A 20495-nucleotide genomic window follows, 5' to 3' on the forward strand; every position below is an offset into this window, starting at 1 on the left:
AACTGCAACCCGCCGTCTTCTAGGAAAAACTGTCTCGATTAAACCGAGCAGGTCAGAGCAATGTACTCCAATCACTTGCTTCATTTGTAGCAGATCACCAGCCTTGCCTTCGGGATTTTTAGGATATCTCGGGCCCATACGCCATGGTCGATCTATCAAGCAGACAATAGCGTACCGTCCGACCGATTGGATGCGCGACCACCTGGCCACTCTCGGTCAGGGCGCTCAACGCGCGCTCGATACGAAGACTCTTCCAGCCGTCCTCAAGAAAGAGAAATTGCAGATCTTTCAGGCTGACCAGTGGTTGTCCCGCCATTTTGAGATGCTGCAATCGTCTTCTCATTTTTTCGGCATCTTGCACACGGCGCTCATGCACGTTTTCTGGGGAAACCAGCCGCAGATACTGTCTGGCGTGCCAACGCACGATCTGGATCGCACGCACAAATGTCTCATTCGCGATCGGGCCATCCAATCCATCTGCCACATGCAGCACTGCGGCAACCCGCGCCGCTTGCTCGGTCAGCTTTGCAGCAAAGCCGCTCACTTGACTGTACGGCCCCTCGAGCATTACCTGTTGTGCGACGTTGAAAGCATCGCGAAAAATTATTTGCGCACGCGCAGAAAGAGTCAGCGGTATTCGTTGGTCGTCCACTCCTTCGGTAAGCTGCGCGCCGTCTTCAAGTAGCTGAGTGCATCGCCGCGCATAGGCAGCTAGATGCTTCTTTTTCGTCTCTGAATCATCGATCCAACGGTAGCCGCTGGAAGGAGGGGGGCTTGCCCAAAGAAAGCGATTGACCAAACCGCTGTCTTCAGCCTCCTGCCCTCGGCGAAGCATGAAGCGCTCCAACATTCCCGGCTGAATGCCGAGGATCATGGACATTCGCGGCGCTGCCACTGAAATGCGCTCCTTGTCATTTGCTCGATCCAAGTGAAGGGGAGCGCCACCCCAGAGATCATTCCAGAAAGCCATGTCGCGCATCAGGCCTCCCTTGAAGAAGCTGCTGGCTTCCATCGAATACAACAATGCGGATGGCCAGCGCAAACAAAGTGACTGTTTCACTGCCAAGGGTGTTGCATCGTTAAAGAGGAGCTTGGGAATCGCCGCGCTGCTGGGGTGTGCCAGGTAGAGTTTCCTAAGTTCTCGCTCTGCCCGATCGGCGATTCTGCGGTTGCCAAGCTTTCCCCGATATTTCGCTTCGACCGCCTTTCTTTGCATTTCCCAGAGCCTCCTTGCGACAACCAGTTCAACCTTGGCTTCGCGCGCTGCGTCGGCAGTCCTCTGTTCAAAGTCGTGGAATGGGCGTAGCAGGGGACTGGCCGAAGCATCCTTTCCTTCGCCGGAGCCGGCGATGAGGATCACGTTCAGGGAAATGGGACTGGGAGCCATCCCGGGCCGTTGAACGTTGTAAAGATTCTGCGCAGCGCTGGCCATCGCGGCTAGTGCAATAGGCGCAATCATTTCCATCGGAATCTTGGTGTTGCTGCTGTGCTCCTCGATTGCGGAAGTCAGGCAGGTTCCATATGCGCGGATAGGAAGTGCTTCGTCTGATTGGAGCAAGTGCATCAAAGCTTTCGTCAACAAATTTTCAAGATTCACCGGGGTGCGGCTGTGATCTCGCATTCAGTCAGGCCGGCAAGGGAGGATAGCGCCGCTATCAACAATCTATACACACTAGACACTAAAAAATTGGTACAGGAATTATCTCGACGTAAAAAAACAGAGTTTTTGGCGTATTTCTGCGAGAAAATTGCATTGGAGAGCAACATATTAGCGTATGAAAAGACTTCCATTGACGCGGGATATGATTGCTGTTACGCGTGGCACTGGCGCCGCTACGACAGGCAGGATTGAGCGCCAATGGAACTGAGAGATGATGCCTCGAACCGCCCTGGAGCGGAGGCGCGTAATATGGCAGACGTCCGTCGGTGATCGGCTTTGGCGATGATTACTTTAGCCCTGAGGACAGCAGCTTTGGAGGGCGTCCTTGCGACCTTCTGTGGTCAGACCCAATCTTGCTAGCGTTTCGTTTCGAGACGACGTTGGTGGCAGCTTTCAATTTTGAACTCTGCTGCCAGAAAGTCGCGAGATTCCTTCAGCTCTGATACTTTGAGATTTGACTTTTGCTTATGAAAAGTGCTGATGACTTCGGTCGCTATGAGGAAGCCTTGTGGGGGCTTTCTTCTTCTCGTAGGTTTTTGCTTATCAGCCGGAGCCCGCTAGATCATCAACAAGCCACGCAGCGAGTGCTGGCGAAGGAAGATGAGGCGTTTTTGGGAGTCAAATTGGCTGCATTGACGATAAAGTTGATTGTCGAATCCGACGGTGATGTCTGCTCCGTGGAGGAGCGGCGGAGCGCAAGAACAGGGTCTGAGTTTCGCTTTGTGACAGTGGTAAAGATCCTCGAGCCGATAGCATCGCGTCTTAATCTATTGCTTGAAATCGGCACCGACGAGATACGGCATTTGTTGCCTGGCCACCAATTCAATCCCTACTTTGAGTTGTTGAGTAGAGTTATGAGAAGAGTTGCCTATATGCAGCCCGCGCTTCATCACTGGCGTACGTTTGTTGGCGAAGAGGCAAAAGCTTTCGTTCGGCATTTCAATAGGCTGGTCAATCTTGTACGGGAAAAAGGGCGAGGGCTTAAGGTACAACGTGCCCTGGATGGGTGGCGCAAGCGCATACGCGCGCGAACTGCTTCTTCTCGAAAATACGTCGATCAGATCTTTGCCCTGTATCCTGATCTGTTTTCGATCCATCTGAATCTGAGCTATTGCATGCAGGAGAACGTGGGTACTCGGGCGTGGGAATCGCCTTTCACTCTGCAACAGGTAAAAGCTCATCTCGCAAGATTCGACCGCTTCATGCGTGCGCACTTTCCGGTGGTGGGCCACTTGTACTGGCGTGAGTATGGCTCGCAGTCAGGCTATCACTTTCGAGTGGTCTATTTCGTGAACTCCTTGATCAAGAGCACGGACGAAAGCGTCATGCCGCTGCTGGAAGAGTATTGGCGAAAGAACGTCACTCAAGGATGGGGTCGAACCTATGACTCCCGTTCAGCACGTTATGGACATATCGGGGTGGACGGGGTGCGTGCGCACGAGCTTCGCGAGAGTACACGCATGGCGCTAGTGAGTGACGTAGAGCGACATATCACAAAAGCGGATTTTTGGGCATTCCATAAGGAAGGCGGGAAATGCTTCGGGCGAGGGCAAGCACCAGTGGCGCTTTTCGGCGCTTTGACAGGCGGAGTTCGCAGAGGATGATGGTGAGCGAATCGATGCTCTGGGAGCGATGGAGCCTAAGGCTTGACCATCAGTGAAAATAGAACGTCAGGTGTTTCGACTTTGAGGTCCGTTGAGCAAGCGTTGATAGATCTTTCGAGAAACACATCATCTTTTCTTTTCGGGGCGAGAAGCGATCCATGCGTCGAGCTCGTCTTCCCTATAGCCCATAGCGCTTTGCCCGATCTGCACCGGGCTCGGAAACGTTGCATCGAAATACTGACTCTTCGGGTTTTGCCGTTCGTAGAAGGTCGAGCGAGAAAGGCCGGTGCGTGAGATGGCTTCTTTTGCGCGAAGGAGCCTCGCGCCGAACTTTGCGGCGGCCGGCCTTTCCGTAGGCAAGCTGAGCTCTACAGCAACAGATGTCGTTGGAGTGCTTTGTGATGTCTTAGTATCGGTGACCGTCAGTTTTCTGATCTCGAATCCGGATTTGAGGCAGTAGCGGACGGCATCCGCGCGGCGCAGATATGTCCCTGGCGCGGGGGAGAGGGCTTGTGTCCGGGCTGCAGTAAAGATCTGGAGCTTCTCGCGGGTCACCCAGTCCTGCAGGTCCTTTAGACGGTGCGCGCATGTGTCCAGCCAGCGTTCTCTTCGCGGCGATATCAATGGCTTGAGAACTTCATTTGAGAGGGCTGCAACTTCCTCTCGCCTGCGCTGCATGATCATCTGCCGCGCCGAATATGAGCGTGGGTACAAACGCCTGGAAACGAACTCATCTGTCCAGGCTACTCGCGTCTCAGATGAAGGCGACATCTCCTCGATGCGACCGACCAGCGCATCGGCGATCGAAAACGTCAGCTCGCTGCAGGATAGGAAGTCCTTGTCAGGCAAATCGACGATCCGAGCCTGCAGCCCGGAGCGAGGAGGCGCGTCAGATTGTTGGTCAGTAGGGGGCGACAAGCTAGGAGCGTTCATCGGAAGGAATGTCTCACCACATACTCGCATGCATCTGCGATTAGAAAGATTCTAGGGGCGGCCCAAAGAAATCGGCGGCGTGTTCGTCAAGTGCGACGTGAGCCAGGAAGTCGACGGTCAGGTCGCCGTGGCGGCCGCCCTCAAGCTCGGCAATCTGGTCGGCCTCGTCGGCTCCGCTGGCATCGCCCCGGCCGAGAAGACCATGGGCAAGAATGACCCGCACGCACTGGCCGCCTTCAGCGAGGCCGTCGCGGTCAACCTGATCGGCAGCTTCAACATCCGTCCGATGCTAGGCACCGTGGTGTCCTCTTTGCGCGAGGTGATGCTCCAACGTTCGCCGGCCGGCTGTACGGGATCTTGTAGTCACCCTAGATTCACCAGGTTTTATATCACGACGTGATATAGTTGGCTGACTCCGGCGTTCATTCAATGTTCCCTTCTGCCTACAAGCTCCGCAAGAACGACTTCGAGGCGCTCTCCCAGTTCCGCTACCAGATGCGCCGTTTCGAGCGCTTCTCCGAACGCGCCGCGCAGGCCGAGGGCCTCACGCCGCAGCAGTACCTGGTGCTGCTGCACATCAAGGGCGTGCCGGGGCGCAACTGGGCCTCGGTTGGCGAGATCGCCGAACGCCTGCAGCTGCAGCCGCACGGCGCAGTTGCGCTCGTCACGCGCTGCGAAGCGCTCGGACTGGTGCAGCGCCGACGCAGCGAAACGGACCGCCGGCAGATCGAGGTGCACCTGCTCGCCGAGGGCGAGAGGCTGTTGCTGCGGCTGGCCGAGCTCCACCGCGCGGAACTGCGCTCGCTCAAGGGCGTGTTCGACGTGCCGCAAATCGATCTTCCGGAAATTCCATGAGCTCCAAAGCCAACTCCCATCCGCCGCGCGGCGACTTCGCGCTCAACACGCGCCTCATGCGCATCACCGTCATGGCGGCCGTCATCGGCGCCGTCAGTACCGTGGCCGCGCGCGTGCTGCTTGACCTGATCCGCTTCTTCACCAACCTGTTCTTCTTCCAGACTTTCTCGCTGGCCGACCGTTCGCCGGCCACGCACACGCTGGGCGCCTGGGTCATCGTGGTGCCGGTGATAGGCGGTCTGATCGTCGGCCTGGTCGCGCGCTACGGCTCCGACAAGATCCGCGGCCACGGCATTCCCGAGGCCATCGAGGCGATCCTGTTTGGCAAGAGCAAGATGTCGCCGAAGGTGGCGCTGCTCAAGCCGCTGTCTTCGGGCATCGTCATCGGCAGCGGCGGGCCCTTCGGCGCGGAGGGGCCGATCATCATGACCGGCGGCGCCATCGGCTCGCTGATCGCGCAGCACTTCCACCTCACCGCGGCCGAGCGCAAGGCGCTGCTGGTGGCAGGCGCCACCGCCGGCATGACGGCAGTGTTCGGCACGCCGGTGGCGGCCGTGCTGCTGGCCGTCGAACTGCTGCTGTTCGAGCTGCGCCCGCGCAGCCTGCTGCCGGTGGCCGTGGCCTGCGCGGTGGCGGGCTTCGCGCGGCCGCTGCTGATGGACCCGGGCCCGCTCTTTCCGCTGCAGACCGCTGTGCCCGGCCCGCTCGCCATGCTGTCGTGCGTGATCGCGGGCGTGCTGTGCGGCGCGCTGTCGGCGTCGCTCTCGATCTCGCTCTACAAGGTGGAAGACTGGTTCGGCAAGCTGCCGGTGCACTGGATGTGGTGGCCCGCCATCGGCGGCCTCGCGGTCGGCATCGGCGGCTGGCTGCAGCCGCGTGCGCTGGGCGTGGGCTACGACGTGATCGGCGACCTGCTGCACAACCACCTTGCGCTGGGCGTGGTGGTCGCGCTGCTGGCGGTGAAGGCGGTGATCTGGGTCATCTCGCTGGGCTCGGGCACCTCGGGCGGCGTGCTCGCGCCCCTGCTGATGATGGGCGCGGGCCTGGGCGTGGTGATCTCGCACGTGCTGCCCGGCAATGATCCGATGCTGTGGCCGCTGGTCTGCATGGCGGCCACGCTGGGTGGCGTGATGCGCGCGCCGCTCACAGCCACCATCTTCGCCTTCGGGCTCACGCACGACAGCAACGCGCTGCTGCCGCTGCTGGCCACTTCGGCCGTGGCCTACGGCTTCACCGTGCTGACGATGCGCCGTTCGATCCTCACCGAGAAGATCGCGCGCCGCGGCTATCACATCTACCGCGAGTACGGCATCGATCCGATGGAGCGGCATTCGGTGGAAGAAGTGATGACGCGCGAGGTGCGCAGCATCGACGCGGCCATGCCGGTGGCGCAGGCGATGTTCGAGCATTTCGGCGAGGGGCAGGCGCACCGCGCGTTCCCGGTGTTGCGCAACGGCGCGGTGATCGGCGTGGCCGACCGAGCCATGCTCGCCGCACGCGGCACGCGCGACCCCATCGCCACGGTCGGCGATGCCTGCGCCGACGCCCCGCTCTATTTCGCGCTGCCGGGCGAGAACTGCCGCGCCGTTGCCACGCGCCTCGCGCGCCACAGGCTGGAGCGCCTGCCGGTGGTGAAGGACGCGCAGTCGTTCGCGCTGGTCGGCATCGTGGCGCGCAGCGACTTGATCAAGCCGTCGCTTGCGCACTTCGACGAAGAGGAAAAGCGCGAGCGCATGCGTGGACTGCCGTGGCAGGCCTGAGTGACGTGGCCCCTGTAGACGTGCCAATGTTGAGTTAGCGAGTCCAAGGTTGTGGAGACTACTTAATCTCCGGTGATTGCCTTGCATCGCCAGCGCGCTGGCGATGCAATGCAGCGAAGCTGGCCGGCGGGATGTTTTGTGGCGGGCGGTCCAGTCCACACCAATATCTCGACATCCCGTACGCAGTTCGATCACCCCAGCTCCACCAACATAACGTCCAAGGGCGTTCACTGAAGTCCGGTGAACGCCCTTTTTCATTGGGGAACCTCCACTTGGCGGTCCAGTGATGTCCGATTAAGTCCACTGGTAGCCGGCGTAAAACCGGGGGAACAATGGAGCAGAATCCGAGCCATCCGGGACTCTGACTTGTATCTGGAGGTCAGTCCCGCCGGCTCAAAGCGGTGGTTCTGGAAGACCTACGCGAACAGGAAGGAGGGGCGCATGGCTTTGGGCAGCTATCCCGCTATGAGCTTGGCAGAGGCACGCAAGGCTCGGGATACAAGCTGCTAGAGAGCACGTCCGTGGTCGTCGTACTGTCGAAGGTACTGGAACTGCTCTTCTTAATAAGGGACTTGGAGGATCTTTGCGTGGCCATGTTGGTGAATGAGTACGACATGGATCGATTGAGTGACCGATTGCATAGCCGAGGGGATTGAGCGTGAGTCTGAGTGCCTCTTCAAGGATCTGATCCTTGAAGAGGCACTCATTCGGCCAGCCAAATTGTTTTTTTGGGGAAGCAGAGTCGCGTCTTGCGTGGCAGATGAGCGCATTGGCCCCGCCCAATTGAAGCACCGGGCCCGCCTTTCGAGGGGCGTTTGAGGATTTGACGCTGACCCAGTGGAAGTACGGATAGCGCAGACAGGGAATCAGCCAGGACCGTCGCTCGCAGCCGCGAGCAGCGGCACCAAGACGTCGCTGATGGGTGTTGGAATGTTGTGAGCCTGACCGCGACGTGAGACGACGCCGTTGCGAATGTCCCATTCGAGCGGACGGCCGGCTTCGCGATCCGTGAGGATGGATGTGCCCATGTCGACGGGAGACGCCTGGAACTTGTCGAGGATCGCCTGCGGCACCTCGTCGCCAAGCTCGGCGCCCTCGGCGCGGGCCACCGCCAGACATTCCTGCAGATAGCCTAGGGTGAGCCTGGAGATGTCGGACCGGCCGAACATGCCCGAGCGACGATGCGTAAGCGCCATGAGTCCGGCCACCGCGTTCTGCAGCAGCTTGCGCCAGGCCAGGCATTTGAAATCTGCCGCCAGCTCGACGAAACAGCGGGTGCCTTGCATCGCCTCGGCGATCACGCGGGAAGTCGGCGCGTCCGGCAGGCTGAGGCGAGCATCGCCACGCAAGTGCACCGAGCCATCGGGCTGCGCCTGCGCGGGAAACCACACGATGGCGGGCACGACCTGCCCACGCGGGCAATGTGGCGCGATCCTCTCTAACTGCTCGACGCCGTTTTGCAGAACGCACACGACGGTTTCCGGACCGGTCAGTGCGCCAAGCCATGCTGCGGCTGCCTCGATCTGCGTCGCCTTGACAGCCAGAAAGACGAGGTCGACCGGGTGATCGATCTGGATGGGATTCGTCCGGATCGGACCAGGAATGGTGATGAGGCGATCGCCATCGCGCAGCGCCAGATGACCGCGGGATGTGCGGCCGCACAGCAACGGCGTGCGGCCGACCTCGTGCAGCACCGCCGCGATCGTGGTGCCGATGGCACCTGGACCCACGACTGCCACGGATGGACTGCTTTCTGGATTCATGCAACGGGACTCCTGCGGCTTGGTTGCAGAGCACCTGCTTGCGTGGCGGTTGTCTGCTTAGGATGAGTACTGTAATTTCAGATGAACGATGATGTTGGTAACGGAGTTTCTTTGGATGGAGGACGGCTCGGGCAATGGATAGGAGGCATCCAGGCCCGCTGCGGCAATCTGGCTGCCAGCGAAGCGAAGGTCGTGGCTCTTCTGCTCGCCGATCCCTTATTCGTCGGCGCGAGCACAACCGCGCAAGTTGCGGCTCGTGCGGGCGTTTCGCCACCGAGCGTCGTCCGCGCCGCGCGTGCCATCGGGTTCACCGGGTTCACCGAGCTCAAGATCGAGATCGCTCGCGCCCGCGGCACGACCCGGTTTTTCGCACCGCCTGAAATTCTCGGTGCGGACGCGACGTCCGCCACGGTGCTCGAAACGTCCATCCGCGCAGGCACCGACGCACTGGCCGCACTCGCCGGGGCCGTCGAACTCCCTGCTGTCGACGAGGCGGTCCGCGCCATCCAGTCGGCGCGCCAGGTCATCGCGTACGGCACCGGCCCGTCGGCAACCGTCGCCGCCGATGCAGTCTTCCGCCTGCGAGCAGTCGGCGTGACGAGCATCGGCATTCCCGACCACCTGTCGGCGATGATCGCGACGCGCCTGCTCGGACCTGGCGATGTCGTCATCGCCGTGAGTTCGACGGGACGCACGGCGGCCACGCTCGCCGTCGCCGATGCGGCTTCCTCGGCTGGGGCGTCGCTCATCGCCATCACCAACCAGTACGGCACACCGCTGGCCACGCTTGCGGACGTTGCGCTGGTCGTTGGCGGCGCGCCGCTTCCGGCGCAGATGGCCGCGGCGGGGAGCCGGCTGGCGCAGCTCGTCGTGATCGATGCGCTGGTCGCGATGCTTGCGTTGCGAGATCCGGAGCGCAGCCGACGGGCAGAACGGGCGGGCATCGACCTGCCCGACATCTCCTGATGCATCCCGGCACGGTCGCGCTCGTGCTCGTTGCGGCGACAGCGCATGCGCTGTGGAACATCGCCTCGAAGTACAAGCGTGGCGAGACCTTCCTGTTCGTCTGGGCCTATACCTGCGCCTCGGCGCTGCTGTGCGTGCCGATCGGCATTGCCCTCATGGCCGAGGGGCAACAGGTGCTTGATTGGCGGCTCGTGGTGGGTTCTGCGGTCTCAGCGGCATTGCACATCGCGTACTCGCTCATCCTGCAGGCCGGCTACGACCGTGCGGAGCTCGGGGTGGTCTACTCGGTCGCCCGCGGCACGGGGCCCATGCTGACGATGCTGTTCGCGGTTCTCCTGTTGGGAGAGCGGCTCACCACGGTCGCCATGCTCGGCGCGTTGGTGATCATCGCGGGCATCCTCGTCGTCGCGGGCAATCTGTTCAGAAGTGGCTCCCGCCATCCGGTGCCGGGGATCCTCTGGGGGGCCGCGACAGGCGGCACCATCGCCGCATACACTCTCTGGGACAGCTACTCGGTCACCTCGTGGTACCTGGCGCCTGTGATCTATTACGCAGGCACGCTGCTGCTCCAAGGCCTGATCCTGACACCCATCGCACTGCTGCGGCGGCATCGGATTCCCGATGTCCTCCGTGCCGATGCCGTGCCGATCCTCATCGTGGCCGTGTTGTCCCCGCTCGCCTATATCCTCGTTCTCACCGCGATGCTGAGTGCGCCGGTGGCTTTGATCGCGCCGCTGCGCGAGTCGTCCATCGTCATCGGCTCTTTCCTCGCGTGCTGGCTCTTTCGTGAGGACCATCTCGCACGGCGCGTTGTCGGGGGCGTGATCGTGCTGGCCGGGATCGCGGCGATCAGCCTTTGATGTTCATGGGGAGGACTCAGGGGCTGGCGCGATTGCGAATTGGGGTTTCGGTAGCAGGGGAGGGCCGCCGAGCTTGGCCTTCGTCGCGCGGAGAAAGAGTCCCCTATCTTTACTTCAAAAAGCCTCGAGCGCCAGCGCCGTCACGCTCTCGGCACCTTCGACGATGCTGTCGCGCATGCCCGGCACCTTGTTCAGGATGTGCTCGGCATAGAAGCGCGCGGTGGCGATCTTGGCCAGCATGAAGTCGGTGTCGAAGCTGCGCGAGGCGAGGTCCTGCGCAATGATCAGCGAGCGCGCGAGCTGCCAGCCGGCCACGAGGTTGCCCGCGAGCATCAGGTAGGGCACGCTGCCCGAGAACACCGCGTTGGGCGATGCCTTGGTCTGGCCCGCCACGAAGTCGACCACGTCGACGAACGCGAGGCGTGCAGCCTTCAGGCGCTTGAGCACCGCTGCCGCGGCGGGGCTGTCGCTCTTGGCGAGTTCGGCCTCGGTCTTCTCGATCTGCGCGGCGATGGCCTTGGCGGTCTGGCCGCCGTCGCGTGCGGTCTTGCGGCCCACGAGGTCGTTGGCCTGGATGGCGGTGGTGCCTTCGTAGATCGTCAGGATCTTGGCGTCGCGGTAGTACTGCGCCGCGCCGGTCTCCTCGATGAAGCCCATGCCGCCGTGCACCTGCACGCCCAGCGAGGCCACTTCCAGGCTCATCTCGGTGCTGTAGCCCTTCACCAGCGGCACCATGAATTCGTAGAAAGCCTGGTTCTGCTTGCGCGCATCCGCGTCGGGATGATGGTGCGCGGCGTCGTAGGCGGCAGCGGCCACGCTGGCCATCGCGCGGCAGCCTTCGGTGTAGGCGCGCATCGTCATCAGCATGCGCTTGACGTCGGGGTGGTGAATGATGGGCGCGCTGGCGTTGATGGAGCCGTCCACCGGGCGGCTCTGCACGCGCTCCTTGGCATAGGCCACCGCGTGCTGGTAGGCACGCTCGGCGATCGCGATGCCCTGCATCCCCACGGCGTAGCGAGCGGAGTTCATCATGATGAACATGTACTCGAGGCCACGGTTCTCCTGGCCCACCAGGTAGCCGATTGCACCGCCATGGTCGCCGTACTGCAGCACGGCGGTGGGCGAGGCCTTGATGCCTATCTTGTGCTCGATGCTCACGCAGTGCACGTCGTTGCGCTCCCCGAGCGAGCCATCCTTGTTCACGAGGAACTTGGGCACCACGAACAGGCTGATGCCCTTCACGCCCTCGGGCGCACCGGTCACGCGCGCGAGCACCAGGTGCACGATGTTCTCCGCCATGTCGTGCTCGCCGTAGGTGATGAAGATCTTGGTGCCGAACACCTTGTAGGTGCCATCGGGCTGCGGCTCGGCGCGGCTGCGCACCATGGCGAGGTCGCTGCCGGCCTGCGGCTCGGTGAGGTTCATCGTGCCGGTCCACTGGCCGCTCACGATCTTCTCGAGATAGGTGGCCTTGAGCTCGTCGGAACCGGCCGTGAGCAGCGCCTCGATGGCGCCGTCGCTCAGCAGCGGACACAGCGCGAAGCTCATGTTGGCCGAGTTGAGCATTTCGCCGCAGGCCGCGCCGATGGTCTTGGGCAGGCCCTGGCCGCCGAAGTCCGCCGGATGCTGCAGCCCCTGCCAGCCGCCTGACACGTACTGCGCGAAGGCTTCCTTGAAGCCCGGCGTGGTGGTGACGGCGCCGTCCTTGAACGACGAGGGATTGCGGTCGCCCGGCACGTTCAGCGGCGCGATCACGTCCTGGTTGAAGCGCGCGCACTCTTCGAGCACGGCCTGTGCGGTCTCGAGGCCGGCATCCTCGAAGCCCGGCAGCTTGGCGATCTCGCCGATGTTGGCCAGATGTTCGATGCCGAACAGCATGTCTTTCAGGGGTGCTATGTAACCCATCTCTATCTTGCTTTTGCAGCAACTCCAAAGTAATCGGGAAATGTGGCCGGGCCGCATAGGGGGCAGCAGCCAGGCGGCAAGAGGCCGCTCGGTATGAATCTGAAGGACTAGCCTTGCTTGTCCATCTTTTCGTGTGCATCCACGAGCTGCGCCAGCAGCTTCATGAAGACGGCGCGATCCTCTGGCGACAGCGGCTCGATCAACAGCTCCTGCGATCGGTGGATGCTTTCCTGCAGGTCGTTGATCAGGTTCAGGCCGTCCTTGGTGATCACCGAAAGTCTTGACCGCCGGTCGTCTGGATTGACGCGCGTTTCGACGAGCCCCTTGTCGCCAAGGCGTTTGAGCACTTCCGCCGTCGTCGTCCGATCCAGGGAAAGCTCCCGGCCGATGGCCTTCTGATCAAGCCAGGGGTTCATGGAAAGTGCCGTCAACATGCCGACCTGCAGCGGCGTGATGCTCTCGGACTTGCACAGATCGAAGAAGATCGCCTGTCCGATCTGGGTCAATCGACGAATCAGGAAGCCCGGGCGACGCCACATCACTTCGCGCAGCGGATTGAAAGGCTCGGGGCCCTGAGGTTTTGCCGCCTCTGCTACGCCACCTGTCTTCTTCTGAGCGGGGGAACGCTTCGTCATCATCTCGAGATCGCCGATAGTCAGCCGGCGAGTGTACCGGCTGCCCTGTGTGTGAATGGATAGCCAATCGCGCCTCCACCGCTACGACAGGTCGATTTTCAGATGCTCGCCGAGCTGGCGATGGAACCCGTCCTCATCGTCCCAAGGGATCATGTGGCCGGCGCCCTGTACCCGACACTGCACCAGGCCTGGCGCGAGTGCTTCGATCTCCGTCAGGTCTTCCGCGAGCACCACGCCGCCTCGTCCCGCCGTCATGAGAAGCCCGGGCGTCTGCAGCTTGGCCAGGTCGGCGTGGATGTCGTCGCTGTGAAAACCGGCATGCGCCTGCACGATGGCCTCCTCGCTGCAGGTATGCAGCCACTCGGCCCGCAGTTGCAGCTGTTCGTCGGTCCAGGTCGGCGCGTAGGGGCGAAGCTCGTCGGCCGTCACACCCTCGATGGCCATCCGGATCGACTCCACATACCAGGACAGCGGCACCGGATAAGGCCGGCGGCCGGGACCGGAGACAGGGGGGTCGACCAGCAGCAGCCTGTCGATGCGACGGGCGTCGCGCGCGGCTGCGCGAATCGCCACGCGCGCGCCCATCGAATGACCCAGCAGCGTCACGGACGGCCAACCCTGAACCTCCAGCAGCGCGAGCACGTCGGTCGCCATGGCATCGAGGCTCGCGTCCATGCCGGGCGCGCTGGAGGACAAGCCGCGCCCGCGAAAGTCCAGAACATGGACGTCGAAGTGGCGAGCCAGCCGCTCGGCAACGAAACCCCAGGTGATCGCGGGGCTCGTGATGCCGGGCAGCAGGAGCATGCGCGAGCCGTGCCCGCCATAGCGCAGCAAGTGCAGCCGCACCCCGTTCGCGCGTACGTGATAGCCATGAAGAAGGGAACTCATTGCGACTCCGAACTGTTCCATGCACAGTCGCTCTCGCTCCAGGCCGGTGTTGAAAATTGCATCGATGAAAAATCCTGCCATTGCGCCGGGGCTTGCGGGACCCGGCGTGGCCTGTCTCAAGGCCGCGGCGGTCTTCCCAACCAGCCACGGATGCGGTTCCAGAGCACGCTCCACATCATTGCGGCCATGGAGACAGTGGGCTGCGGCTCACCGGCCGACACCGCCTGCCCGCCCAGCCTGCGGGTGATCTGCTTGCCGAAGTCCGCCACCATGCGGCGCACGAAATCCTTCACTAGGCCGGAGCGGGAGAATTGCGCGAGCGGGCCCTGCAGTGCGTAGATCATGTCTATGTGCACCCGGGTGTTGTCGGTCGACAGCGCCTCCAGCCGATAGCTGATGTCGCCCTGGGTGCGCGATTTGCTCAGGCTGTCCTGCCCGGCCCCCCGGAGGACGGCGCGCTTGGCCGCGTCGTCGCGCTCCAGCCGCGCCGCGCCGGCGAAGGCCGCCGACATCGGGCCGAACTTGATGGCGATGGTGCCCTTGACTCTTTCGCCCTCGTGCGAGTCGATGGTCGCGCCCGGCAGGCACGAAGCCACCGCAGGCAGGTCACCCATGAATTCCCACACCCGATCGAGCGGATAAGGCACGTCGAAATGGACTTCGATCGCGTTGCCCTTCGCCTTGGCCTTGGCCATCGCGACCGGATCGACTTCCGCCATGTCCGCCGCAGCGGACGGTTCGGAGGCGGCCGGCTTCCCGGTCGATGAAGTGGATGTCGAAGTGGATGACGGGGTGGCCGATCCGGCCTGCGCCGCCGCGGCGACACGCTTCATCGTGACCGAGCGCGGCGCGCTCAATCGTTGCCGCAGTTGCTCGAACTGCGCGTCGGGGCTGATGCGCTGTTGCTGAAGGACGTCCAGGATGGCGTCCACGATGCCCTGGTACCCGGTGCAACGGCACAGGTTCCCGGACAGCTCGAGACGCACGCACGCTTCATCGGCTTCGGGCAGGCGAAGCACGATGTCGCGCGCGGTGGTGAGCATCCCCGGCGTGCAGAAGCCGCACTGCAGTGCGTGGTGGCGCGTGAATGCCTGCCGCAGCCGCTGCATCACCGCGTCGTCTTCGTAGCCTTCGATGGTGGTGATCTCGCGGCCTTCGCAAGCCACGGCGAACGTGATGCACGAGCGCGTGGGCTGGCCGTCGACGAGCACCGTGCAGGCGCCGCAGACGCCATGTTCGCAGCCGAGATGCGTTCCTGTCAGGTGCAGTTCGTCGCGCAGGAAGTCGCCAAGATGCATCCTCGGCTCGGTCTGCCGGCTGAAGCTGCGGCCGTTCACTTGAATGGAAATCGGGTCCAAGTCTTTTTACTCCGCTTGTCTGGTGTCGGCAAAGATGCCGGACTGATCGAGTGCGCGCTCCAGGCTGGCCGTGAAGAGCTTGCGGTCGATGGCGTCGCGTTCGGGGAGTGCGGTTTGCACGGCTGCTCGCAGTGCCTCGCGCCCCGCCGCGCCCGTGCCCTTGAGCGCGATCTCGGCCGCCAGCGAATGCAGCAGCAGGGGGGGGCCGTCAGCGGCTCCCAAGACGATTCGCGCTCGCTTGCGTGAGGCATCGAAATAGACCGCCGCACTGGCCTCTGCAAATTCGCCCGGCTTGCGGCAGACCTTGTGGTAGCCCCAACGCGTCGTGTGAGTCTGCGAAGGCACCGCGACGGAGACGATGAGTTCATCGGACTCGAGCACGGTCGTGTAGGCGCCGAGCATGAACGCGTCGGCCTCGACCGTGCGTTCGCCTCGCGGCGACCTGACCGTCACGCGTGCGCCGAGTGCCGCGAAGGTTACGACCCAGTCGGCTGCGGGATCGGCATGCGCCAGGCTGCCGCCGACGGTACCTCGGGTGCGGATCGCGCGATAGGCGATTCCGCGAGCAACCTGGCGCATGGGGTGTTCCGCCAGCGGCGCATGCACGCCGTCCTCTATCTCGGCGTGGGTGACGGCAGCGCCGATCTCGATCCAGTCGGCCTTGCGGCTCACCGTCCGAAGGTCGGGAATGTGTGCGACGTCGACCACCTGTGCAGGCCGCGCCAGCCTCAGGTTGAGCATCGGTCCGAGCGACTGGCTGCCGCTCATTGCCTTTGTGGCGCCTGCGCCGGCGGCCAGCGCTGCGATCGCCTCATCCACTTCGAGGGCGCGCGCGTATGCGAATTTCGGCGCTTTCATCGAGCGTGCTCCTGTTGGCTCTTCGCGCCTTCCAGCGCCGTGAGCAGGCGGCGTGGCGTCAACGGCGTCATCAGCACTTCGGCGGCGCCCGTGCCGCGCAGGGCGTCGTTCACGGCATTGAAGATCACTGCCGGCGGTGCGATCGCGCCGCCTTCGCCCACGCCCTTGGCACCGAATTCGGTGTGCGGCGAAGGCGTCTCGAAGTGTTCTATGCGGATGCGCGGCACTTCCGTGGCGCCGGGCAGGATGTAGTCCGCCAGGGTGGAAGCCAGCGGCTGGCCCTGTTCGTCGTACGGGCTCTCCTCGTACATCGCGGTGCCGATGCCCTGTGCGATGCCGCCGATGGTCTGCCCTTCCACAATCATCGGATTGACCATGGTTCCGCAGTCTTCGACGACGACGTAGTCGAGGATCTCGACTTCGCCGGTCTCGGTATCGACGGCCACCACCACCGCATGTGTCGCATACGTGAAGGTGCCGGTATCGACGTTGGGCTTGTACGCACGAGACACCTCCAGGCCACCGAGATGAACGTCGGCAGGCAGGTCCTGCGGCGTGAGGTACCAAGCGCCTCCGACTTCCGACAGGGGGATCGACTTGTCGCCGGCCACGGCGCGTCCTTCGATCAATGCGACGGTTGGCGCATCCACGCCCATGAGGTAGCCCGCGATCGACTGGATGCGAGGCAGGAGCTCCTTGCACGCGACCGAGATGGCCCCTCCGGACATGACCGTGGCGCGCGAGGCGTAGGTGCCCGAGGAGAACGGGGTGAGCGCGGTGTCGCCATGCACCACCCGAATCCTGGCCACCGGGATGCCGAGCACGTCGTTGGCGATCTGCGCGAAGCTGGTCTCCATGCCCTGGCCGTGCGAGTGCACGCCGACACGCACTTCGAGTCCACCGTCGGCGGTCATCCTGACCACTGCCTGGTCGAAGCCGGGCACCACCGGCAGGCCCCAGTTGGCGAACACCGTCGTGCCGTGGGCGGACTGCTCGGTATAGGTGGCCGTGCCGAAGCCGATGAGGCGGCCGTCCGGCTCGCCGCGTGCCTGCCGCTCGCGTACCGCGTCCAGTCCGATCATCTCCACGGCGCGCCGCAGGCTTGCGGGGAAGTCGCCGCTGTCGAAGTGCTTGTTGGCCACGTTGACATAGGGCATGGCGGCGGCTGGTACGAGATTCTCCATTCGCACTTCCCAGGGCTCGCGCCCCACTGTACGCGCCACTGCATCCATGAGCAGCTCGATCGCGAAGCAGACGCCGGTGCGCGCGACGCCGCGATAGGCCATGAACCCGGGCTTGTTGGTTGCGACGCAGAGGGTCTCGCACCGATAGCCTCGAAAGCTGTAGGGGCCGGGCAGGTTGCCGATCGCCTGCCCGGGCTCCAGGCCGACGAAGAAGGGATAGTAGGAATAGGCGCCGCCGTCGATGGTGATGACGGCATCCAGCGCCAGGAGCTTTCCGGTGCGGTCCGCATAGGCGGTGAGCCGATAGTGATGCTGCCGCGTATTGGCGCCGACGATCAGGTGCTCGCGCCGGTCCTCGAGGTAGCGGAACGGCGTGCGGTACGTCTTGGCGAGCCAGGCAACGCACAGGTCTTCAGGGTAGAGCTGCCCCTTGTAGCCGAAGGCGCCTCCGACGTCCGGCGACACGACGCGCACGGCTTCCTCGTTCATCGAGAGGTGTTGGGCGATTCCCACGCGCAGCAGATGCGGAACCTGCGTCGCACTGACGACCACGAGTTGATCGGTCTGGAAGTCCCAGTAGGCGAGCACCGACTTGCCCTCCAGCGGCACGATGCACTGGCGCGACAGCTCGACCGTGCGGCTGACCTTCACCTCGGCCTTCGCGGCAAGCTCCTCGAAGTCGCGGTTGGCGCGCAGCGTGAGAAACACGTTGTCCTTCCAATCGGGATGCATGAACTCTCCCGTGGCTGCGAGAGCGGATTCGGCGCTGTGATAGACGGGCAGCTCGTCATATGAGACCTGCACTTCCTCCAACAGGTCTTCCGCCATGGCGCGCGTCGGCGCAACCGCCATCGCGATGGCCTCGCCGACGTGACGGACCTTGCCGGAGGCCAGTGGCGGCAATGCCGAGTACTGGTAGGTGGGCAGCGAGGACGGCGAGCCGATGTCTGCCGCGTCGGGCATCATCTCCCGCAGGAACACCTTCCCGGCCAGCGCCTCGGGAATCTCGACGCCTGTGACGACGGCATGGGCCAGCGAGCTGCGCAGGAACGCGACCTCCTGGAGCCCCGGCAGCACGAAGTCGCCCACGAAGTTGCCCTTGCCGACCAGATGGCGCGCGTCTTCCTTGCGAGGCACCCGGGCGCCGATGCCTTCGCGCTTCAACAGCCGTGCAGGAATGTCTGCTTGGTCCATGCGTTTCCTTCTCCTTCCGATTTCCATGTGCCGGGCTGCACCGGATGTGCAGCATCGAACACGCGAGATACGAACCGGCCGAATCGATCAAGCCCATTCATCACGGCCACGCTCCCCTGCGAAGGGACGGCCTCGAAGCTTCTTCGCAGGCGGTTCGGCGCGTGGATCGAGACGCCGGCTCGCATGCGCGGCACCTCGGTCCAAAGTGTGATCCGGTCAACAGGCATTGCCGAGTAAGTCAGTTAACTTGCATAAGTGTAAGAGCCATTTGATTGCGTGGAAAGATGTTTCGCTGAAGCCCGGCATAGGGAGCGCAAGTTCTCACGAACATGGTGCATTTCTCCAATGAAAATGCGCCATATCGAGGCGAATTGGCAGATTTCCAAAGTCCATCTTGGGGCATCGGAATTCCGTAGAAACCCGAACAAAAAACACGAGACAAATCGATATTTATGTCAGTACACTGACTACTTTCGATGCTCAAGATCGACAGGATGGAATCATGGAATGGATCAAGGTCGCTTCAGCGCAAGAGCTGAGTAACGACGAAGCGAAGACCGTCAATGTCGCGGGCCAAGGTGTCGCGCTCTTTCGTATCGACGGCGAGTTCTTTGCCACGGACAGCATGTGCACGCATGCCACTGCGCTGCTCTCGGAAGGCTATGTGGAGGACGGCTGCGTGGAATGCCCGCTGCACCAGGGCCGCTTCGACATTCGTACGGGCAAGGCGATGTGCACGCCGGTTACCGTGGATCTGCGCACCCATCCCGTCAAGCGGGAAGGCGACGACATCTATGTGTTGTCGCCCGAAGCCAAATGACGTCGCCCGGCGTTCTCATCATCGGCGCGGGCCAGGCGGCCGCAGTTGCGGCACGTGCGCTGCGCGAACTGGGCTTTCGCGGCGGCATCACGATGGTGGGGCGGGAGCGCCACAAGCCGTATGAGCGGCCGCCGTTGTCGAAGGCCGTTCTGGTGGCAGCGCAAGAGCCCTGTCTCGACGTTCTGGCGCAGGAGGTCTGGGCACTCGGCGACATCGACTTGCTGAGAGGCAGCGATGCGGTCGGCCTGGATGTCTCGAAGCGGCAGGTCCGCCTTGCCGCTGGCCAGATGCTCGCCTACGACACGTGCCTTCTTGCCACGGGTGGGGAGGCGAACACGCTGACATCGGCTCCAGCTGGCCATCCGCACGTGCACTACGTGCGCACGCTGGACGATGCGCGCAGGCTGCGCGCCGCCCTTCATGGCAAACCGCAAGTCGCCATTCTGGGGGGCGGCTTCCTCGGCCTCGAGATCGCTCACGCTGCGATGTCGATAGGCGCGGCGGTGACAGTGCTCGAGCGCGCGACATCCTTGCTCGATCGCTTCCTGCCGCCAGAGGCGTCGACGTGGCTCGAATCCGGGCTGCGCGAGGCCGGTGTACGGCTGCTGCTCGGGACCTTTCTCGGCGGCATCTATTCGATGCCTGGCGGTCGCATGCGGCTGGTCACCGATGCGGGCGATCTGGAGGTGGATGAAGTCGTCGTCGCCGTCGGCCTCTCGCCCAATGATTCGCTGGCCCGCGATGCGGGCTTGGCGATTGCGGCAGGCGGCGGCGTCCTGGTCGACGCGCAGTGCCGCACCAGCGACGAGCGCGTCTTCGCATGCGGCGACTGCACCAGCCAGCAGCGCCCCGGACAGACGGCGCCCGCGCGATTGGAGTCGTGGCAGAACGCCAACGACCAAGCACGCATCGCAGCTGCAGCCATGCTCGGCGTGCCCATTCCCGCGCCAGCGGTTCCCTGGTTCTGGACCGACCAGGGCAAACACAACATCCAGATGCTCGGATTGCCGGCGCCGGGTCTGGACTACCTGCGTCGAGGCGATCCGGCCTCCGGCAAAGCGCTGTGGATCGGCCATCGGGGCGGCGTTCCGCTTCATGGCGTTGCCCTGAATGCGGGCGCCGATCTGCGCGCCATTCGTCCGCTCTTCGAAAAGGGGCTGCCCGTGCCGCTCGACGACTTCCCGCTGAACGCCACCAACCTGCGCGCCTGGGCCAGGCAGATGCAGGCCGGCGCCGCTGCCACCGTTTAACC

At 63.2% G+C, this 20495-nt stretch carries 17 protein-coding genes and 1 pseudogene; 9 read left to right on the top strand and 9 right to left on the bottom strand.

Annotation, left to right across the window (positions count from 1 at the left end; all coding sequences use genetic code 11):
• Positions 1 to 118 precede the first annotated feature (118 nt).
• Positions 119 to 1621 carry a YfjI family protein gene (locus QRN67_RS26595; protein WP_285414291.1) on the bottom strand — a complete coding sequence of 501 codons (1503 nt, stop codon included), beginning with the start codon at positions 1619 to 1621 and terminating at the stop codon, positions 119 to 121.
• A gap of 506 nt (positions 1622 to 2127) precedes the next feature.
• Between QRN67_RS26595 and QRN67_RS26600 the strand changes: the two genes are divergently transcribed.
• Entirely contained in the window at positions 2128 to 3264 is a 1137-nt protein-coding gene (locus QRN67_RS26600; protein WP_285414293.1) for a hypothetical protein, read from the top strand.
• 126 nt (positions 3265 to 3390) lie between these two features.
• Here the strand turns inward: QRN67_RS26600 and QRN67_RS26605 are convergent, their stop codons facing one another.
• Positions 3391 to 4197 carry a helix-turn-helix transcriptional regulator gene (locus QRN67_RS26605; RefSeq protein ID WP_285414295.1) on the bottom strand — a complete coding sequence of 269 codons (807 nt, stop codon included), beginning with the start codon at positions 4195 to 4197 and terminating at the stop codon, positions 3391 to 3393.
• A gap of 64 nt (positions 4198 to 4261) precedes the next feature.
• Between QRN67_RS26605 and QRN67_RS26610 the strand changes: the two are divergent.
• The 4 genes and pseudogenes from QRN67_RS26610 to QRN67_RS33330 form a co-directional block, all read left to right on the top strand.
• A pseudogene (locus QRN67_RS26610) lies at positions 4262 to 4477 on the top strand (3-hydroxyacyl-CoA dehydrogenase); the annotation flags it as partial.
• A gap of 149 nt (positions 4478 to 4626) precedes the next feature.
• The gene (locus QRN67_RS26615; RefSeq protein WP_285414296.1) at positions 4627 to 5052 is read left to right on the top strand and encodes a MarR family winged helix-turn-helix transcriptional regulator; all 426 of its coding nucleotides are present in this window, start codon (positions 4627 to 4629) and stop codon (positions 5050 to 5052) included.
• Positions 5049 to 6812, top strand: coding sequence for a chloride channel protein (locus QRN67_RS26620; protein WP_285414297.1), 1764 nt, complete (start codon positions 5049 to 5051; stop codon positions 6810 to 6812). The genes QRN67_RS26615 and QRN67_RS26620 overlap by 4 nt, the downstream gene beginning before the upstream one ends.
• A gap of 240 nt (positions 6813 to 7052) precedes the next feature.
• Positions 7053 to 7322, top strand: a complete 270-nt coding sequence (locus tag QRN67_RS33330; RefSeq protein ID WP_503010948.1) for an Arm DNA-binding domain-containing protein — start codon at positions 7053 to 7055, stop codon at positions 7320 to 7322.
• A gap of 356 nt (positions 7323 to 7678) precedes the next feature.
• On the opposite strand, the gene QRN67_RS26630 is transcribed toward QRN67_RS33330, so the two are convergent.
• Complete coding sequence (locus QRN67_RS26630) at positions 7679 to 8575, bottom strand: oxidoreductase (RefSeq protein WP_285414298.1); 897 nt, start codon at positions 8573 to 8575, stop codon at positions 7679 to 7681.
• A gap of 81 nt (positions 8576 to 8656) precedes the next feature.
• Here QRN67_RS26630 and QRN67_RS26635 point away from each other — a divergent pair, with 81 nt between their 5' ends.
• Positions 8657 to 9541 (top strand): MurR/RpiR family transcriptional regulator, encoded by an 885-nt coding sequence (locus tag QRN67_RS26635; protein ID WP_285414299.1) that lies wholly within the window; start codon positions 8657 to 8659, stop codon positions 9539 to 9541.
• Positions 9541 to 10401 (top strand): EamA family transporter, encoded by an 861-nt coding sequence (locus QRN67_RS26640; protein ID WP_184605476.1) that lies wholly within the window; start codon positions 9541 to 9543, stop codon positions 10399 to 10401. Before QRN67_RS26635 ends, QRN67_RS26640 begins: the two co-directional genes overlap by 1 nt.
• 114 nt (positions 10402 to 10515) lie before the next feature.
• Here QRN67_RS26640 and QRN67_RS26645 read toward each other — a convergent pair whose 3' ends face one another.
• From QRN67_RS26645 to QRN67_RS26670, 6 genes are all read right to left on the bottom strand, one after another.
• Positions 10516 to 12306 carry an acyl-CoA dehydrogenase gene (locus QRN67_RS26645; protein WP_285414301.1) on the bottom strand — a complete coding sequence of 597 codons (1791 nt, stop codon included), beginning with the start codon at positions 12304 to 12306 and terminating at the stop codon, positions 10516 to 10518.
• Between the two features lie 107 nt (positions 12307 to 12413).
• Positions 12414 to 12944, bottom strand: a complete 531-nt coding sequence (locus QRN67_RS26650; RefSeq protein ID WP_184605474.1) for a MarR family winged helix-turn-helix transcriptional regulator — start codon at positions 12942 to 12944, stop codon at positions 12414 to 12416.
• A 78-nt stretch (positions 12945 to 13022) separates the two neighbouring features.
• The gene (locus QRN67_RS26655; protein WP_285414402.1) at positions 13023 to 13829 is read right to left on the bottom strand and encodes an alpha/beta fold hydrolase; all 807 of its coding nucleotides are present in this window, start codon (positions 13827 to 13829) and stop codon (positions 13023 to 13025) included.
• Between the two features lie 116 nt (positions 13830 to 13945).
• Positions 13946 to 15187: a xanthine dehydrogenase family Fe-S subunit gene (locus tag QRN67_RS26660; RefSeq protein ID WP_285414303.1), complete on the bottom strand. Its 1242-nt coding sequence runs from the start codon at positions 15185 to 15187 to the stop codon at positions 13946 to 13948.
• A gap of 6 nt (positions 15188 to 15193) precedes the next feature.
• Positions 15194 to 16045: an FAD binding domain-containing protein gene (locus QRN67_RS26665; RefSeq protein ID WP_285414305.1), complete on the bottom strand. Its 852-nt coding sequence runs from the start codon at positions 16043 to 16045 to the stop codon at positions 15194 to 15196.
• A complete protein-coding gene (locus QRN67_RS26670) occupies positions 16042 to 18423 on the bottom strand; it encodes a xanthine dehydrogenase family protein molybdopterin-binding subunit (RefSeq protein WP_285414307.1) in 2382 nt (793 codons plus the stop codon). The genes QRN67_RS26665 and QRN67_RS26670 overlap by 4 nt, the downstream gene beginning before the upstream one ends.
• A gap of 502 nt (positions 18424 to 18925) precedes the next feature.
• On the opposite strand from QRN67_RS26670, the gene QRN67_RS26675 reads away from it, so the two are divergent.
• Complete coding sequence (locus tag QRN67_RS26675; protein ID WP_184605470.1) at positions 18926 to 19243, top strand: non-heme iron oxygenase ferredoxin subunit; 318 nt, start codon at positions 18926 to 18928, stop codon at positions 19241 to 19243.
• A complete protein-coding gene (locus QRN67_RS26680) occupies positions 19240 to 20493 on the top strand; it encodes an NAD(P)/FAD-dependent oxidoreductase (RefSeq protein ID WP_285414309.1) in 1254 nt (417 codons plus the stop codon). The genes QRN67_RS26675 and QRN67_RS26680 overlap by 4 nt, the downstream gene beginning before the upstream one ends.
• The last annotated feature ends 2 nt before the right edge of the window (positions 20494 to 20495 follow it).

This window comes from Variovorax sp. efr-133-TYG-130, assembly GCF_030208835.1.
Taxonomy (GTDB): domain Bacteria; phylum Pseudomonadota; class Gammaproteobacteria; order Burkholderiales; family Burkholderiaceae_C; genus Variovorax.

What these genes read in the sequence shown, in the direction of transcription:
- QRN67_RS26595 (WP_285414291.1), bottom strand. Translation starts at nt 1,621, where the DNA reads ATGCGAGATCACAGCCGCACCCCGGTGAATCTTGAAAATTTGTTGACG.
- QRN67_RS26600 (WP_285414293.1), top strand. Translation starts at nt 2,128, where the DNA reads ATGAAAAGTGCTGATGACTTCGGTCGCTATGAGGAAGCCTTGTGGGGG.
- QRN67_RS26605 (WP_285414295.1), bottom strand. Translation starts at nt 4,197, where the DNA reads ATGAACGCTCCTAGCTTGTCGCCCCCTACTGACCAACAATCTGACGCG.
- QRN67_RS26615 (WP_285414296.1), top strand. Translation starts at nt 4,627, where the DNA reads ATGTTCCCTTCTGCCTACAAGCTCCGCAAGAACGACTTCGAGGCGCTC.
- QRN67_RS26620 (WP_285414297.1), top strand. Translation starts at nt 5,049, where the DNA reads ATGAGCTCCAAAGCCAACTCCCATCCGCCGCGCGGCGACTTCGCGCTC.
- QRN67_RS26630 (WP_285414298.1), bottom strand. Translation starts at nt 8,575, where the DNA reads ATGAATCCAGAAAGCAGTCCATCCGTGGCAGTCGTGGGTCCAGGTGCC.
- QRN67_RS26635 (WP_285414299.1), top strand. Translation starts at nt 8,657, where the DNA reads ATGAACGATGATGTTGGTAACGGAGTTTCTTTGGATGGAGGACGGCTC.
- QRN67_RS26640 (WP_184605476.1), top strand. Translation starts at nt 9,541, where the DNA reads ATGCATCCCGGCACGGTCGCGCTCGTGCTCGTTGCGGCGACAGCGCAT.
- QRN67_RS26645 (WP_285414301.1), bottom strand. Translation starts at nt 12,306, where the DNA reads ATGGGTTACATAGCACCCCTGAAAGACATGCTGTTCGGCATCGAACAT.
- QRN67_RS26650 (WP_184605474.1), bottom strand. Translation starts at nt 12,944, where the DNA reads ATGATGACGAAGCGTTCCCCCGCTCAGAAGAAGACAGGTGGCGTAGCA.
- QRN67_RS26655 (WP_285414402.1), bottom strand. Translation starts at nt 13,829, where the DNA reads ATGAGTTCCCTTCTTCATGGCTATCACGTACGCGCGAACGGGGTGCGG.
- QRN67_RS26665 (WP_285414305.1), bottom strand. Translation starts at nt 16,045, where the DNA reads ATGAAAGCGCCGAAATTCGCATACGCGCGCGCCCTCGAAGTGGATGAG.
- QRN67_RS26670 (WP_285414307.1), bottom strand. Translation starts at nt 18,423, where the DNA reads ATGGACCAAGCAGACATTCCTGCACGGCTGTTGAAGCGCGAAGGCATC.
- QRN67_RS26675 (WP_184605470.1), top strand. Translation starts at nt 18,926, where the DNA reads ATGGAATGGATCAAGGTCGCTTCAGCGCAAGAGCTGAGTAACGACGAA.
- QRN67_RS26680 (WP_285414309.1), top strand. Translation starts at nt 19,240, where the DNA reads ATGACGTCGCCCGGCGTTCTCATCATCGGCGCGGGCCAGGCGGCCGCA.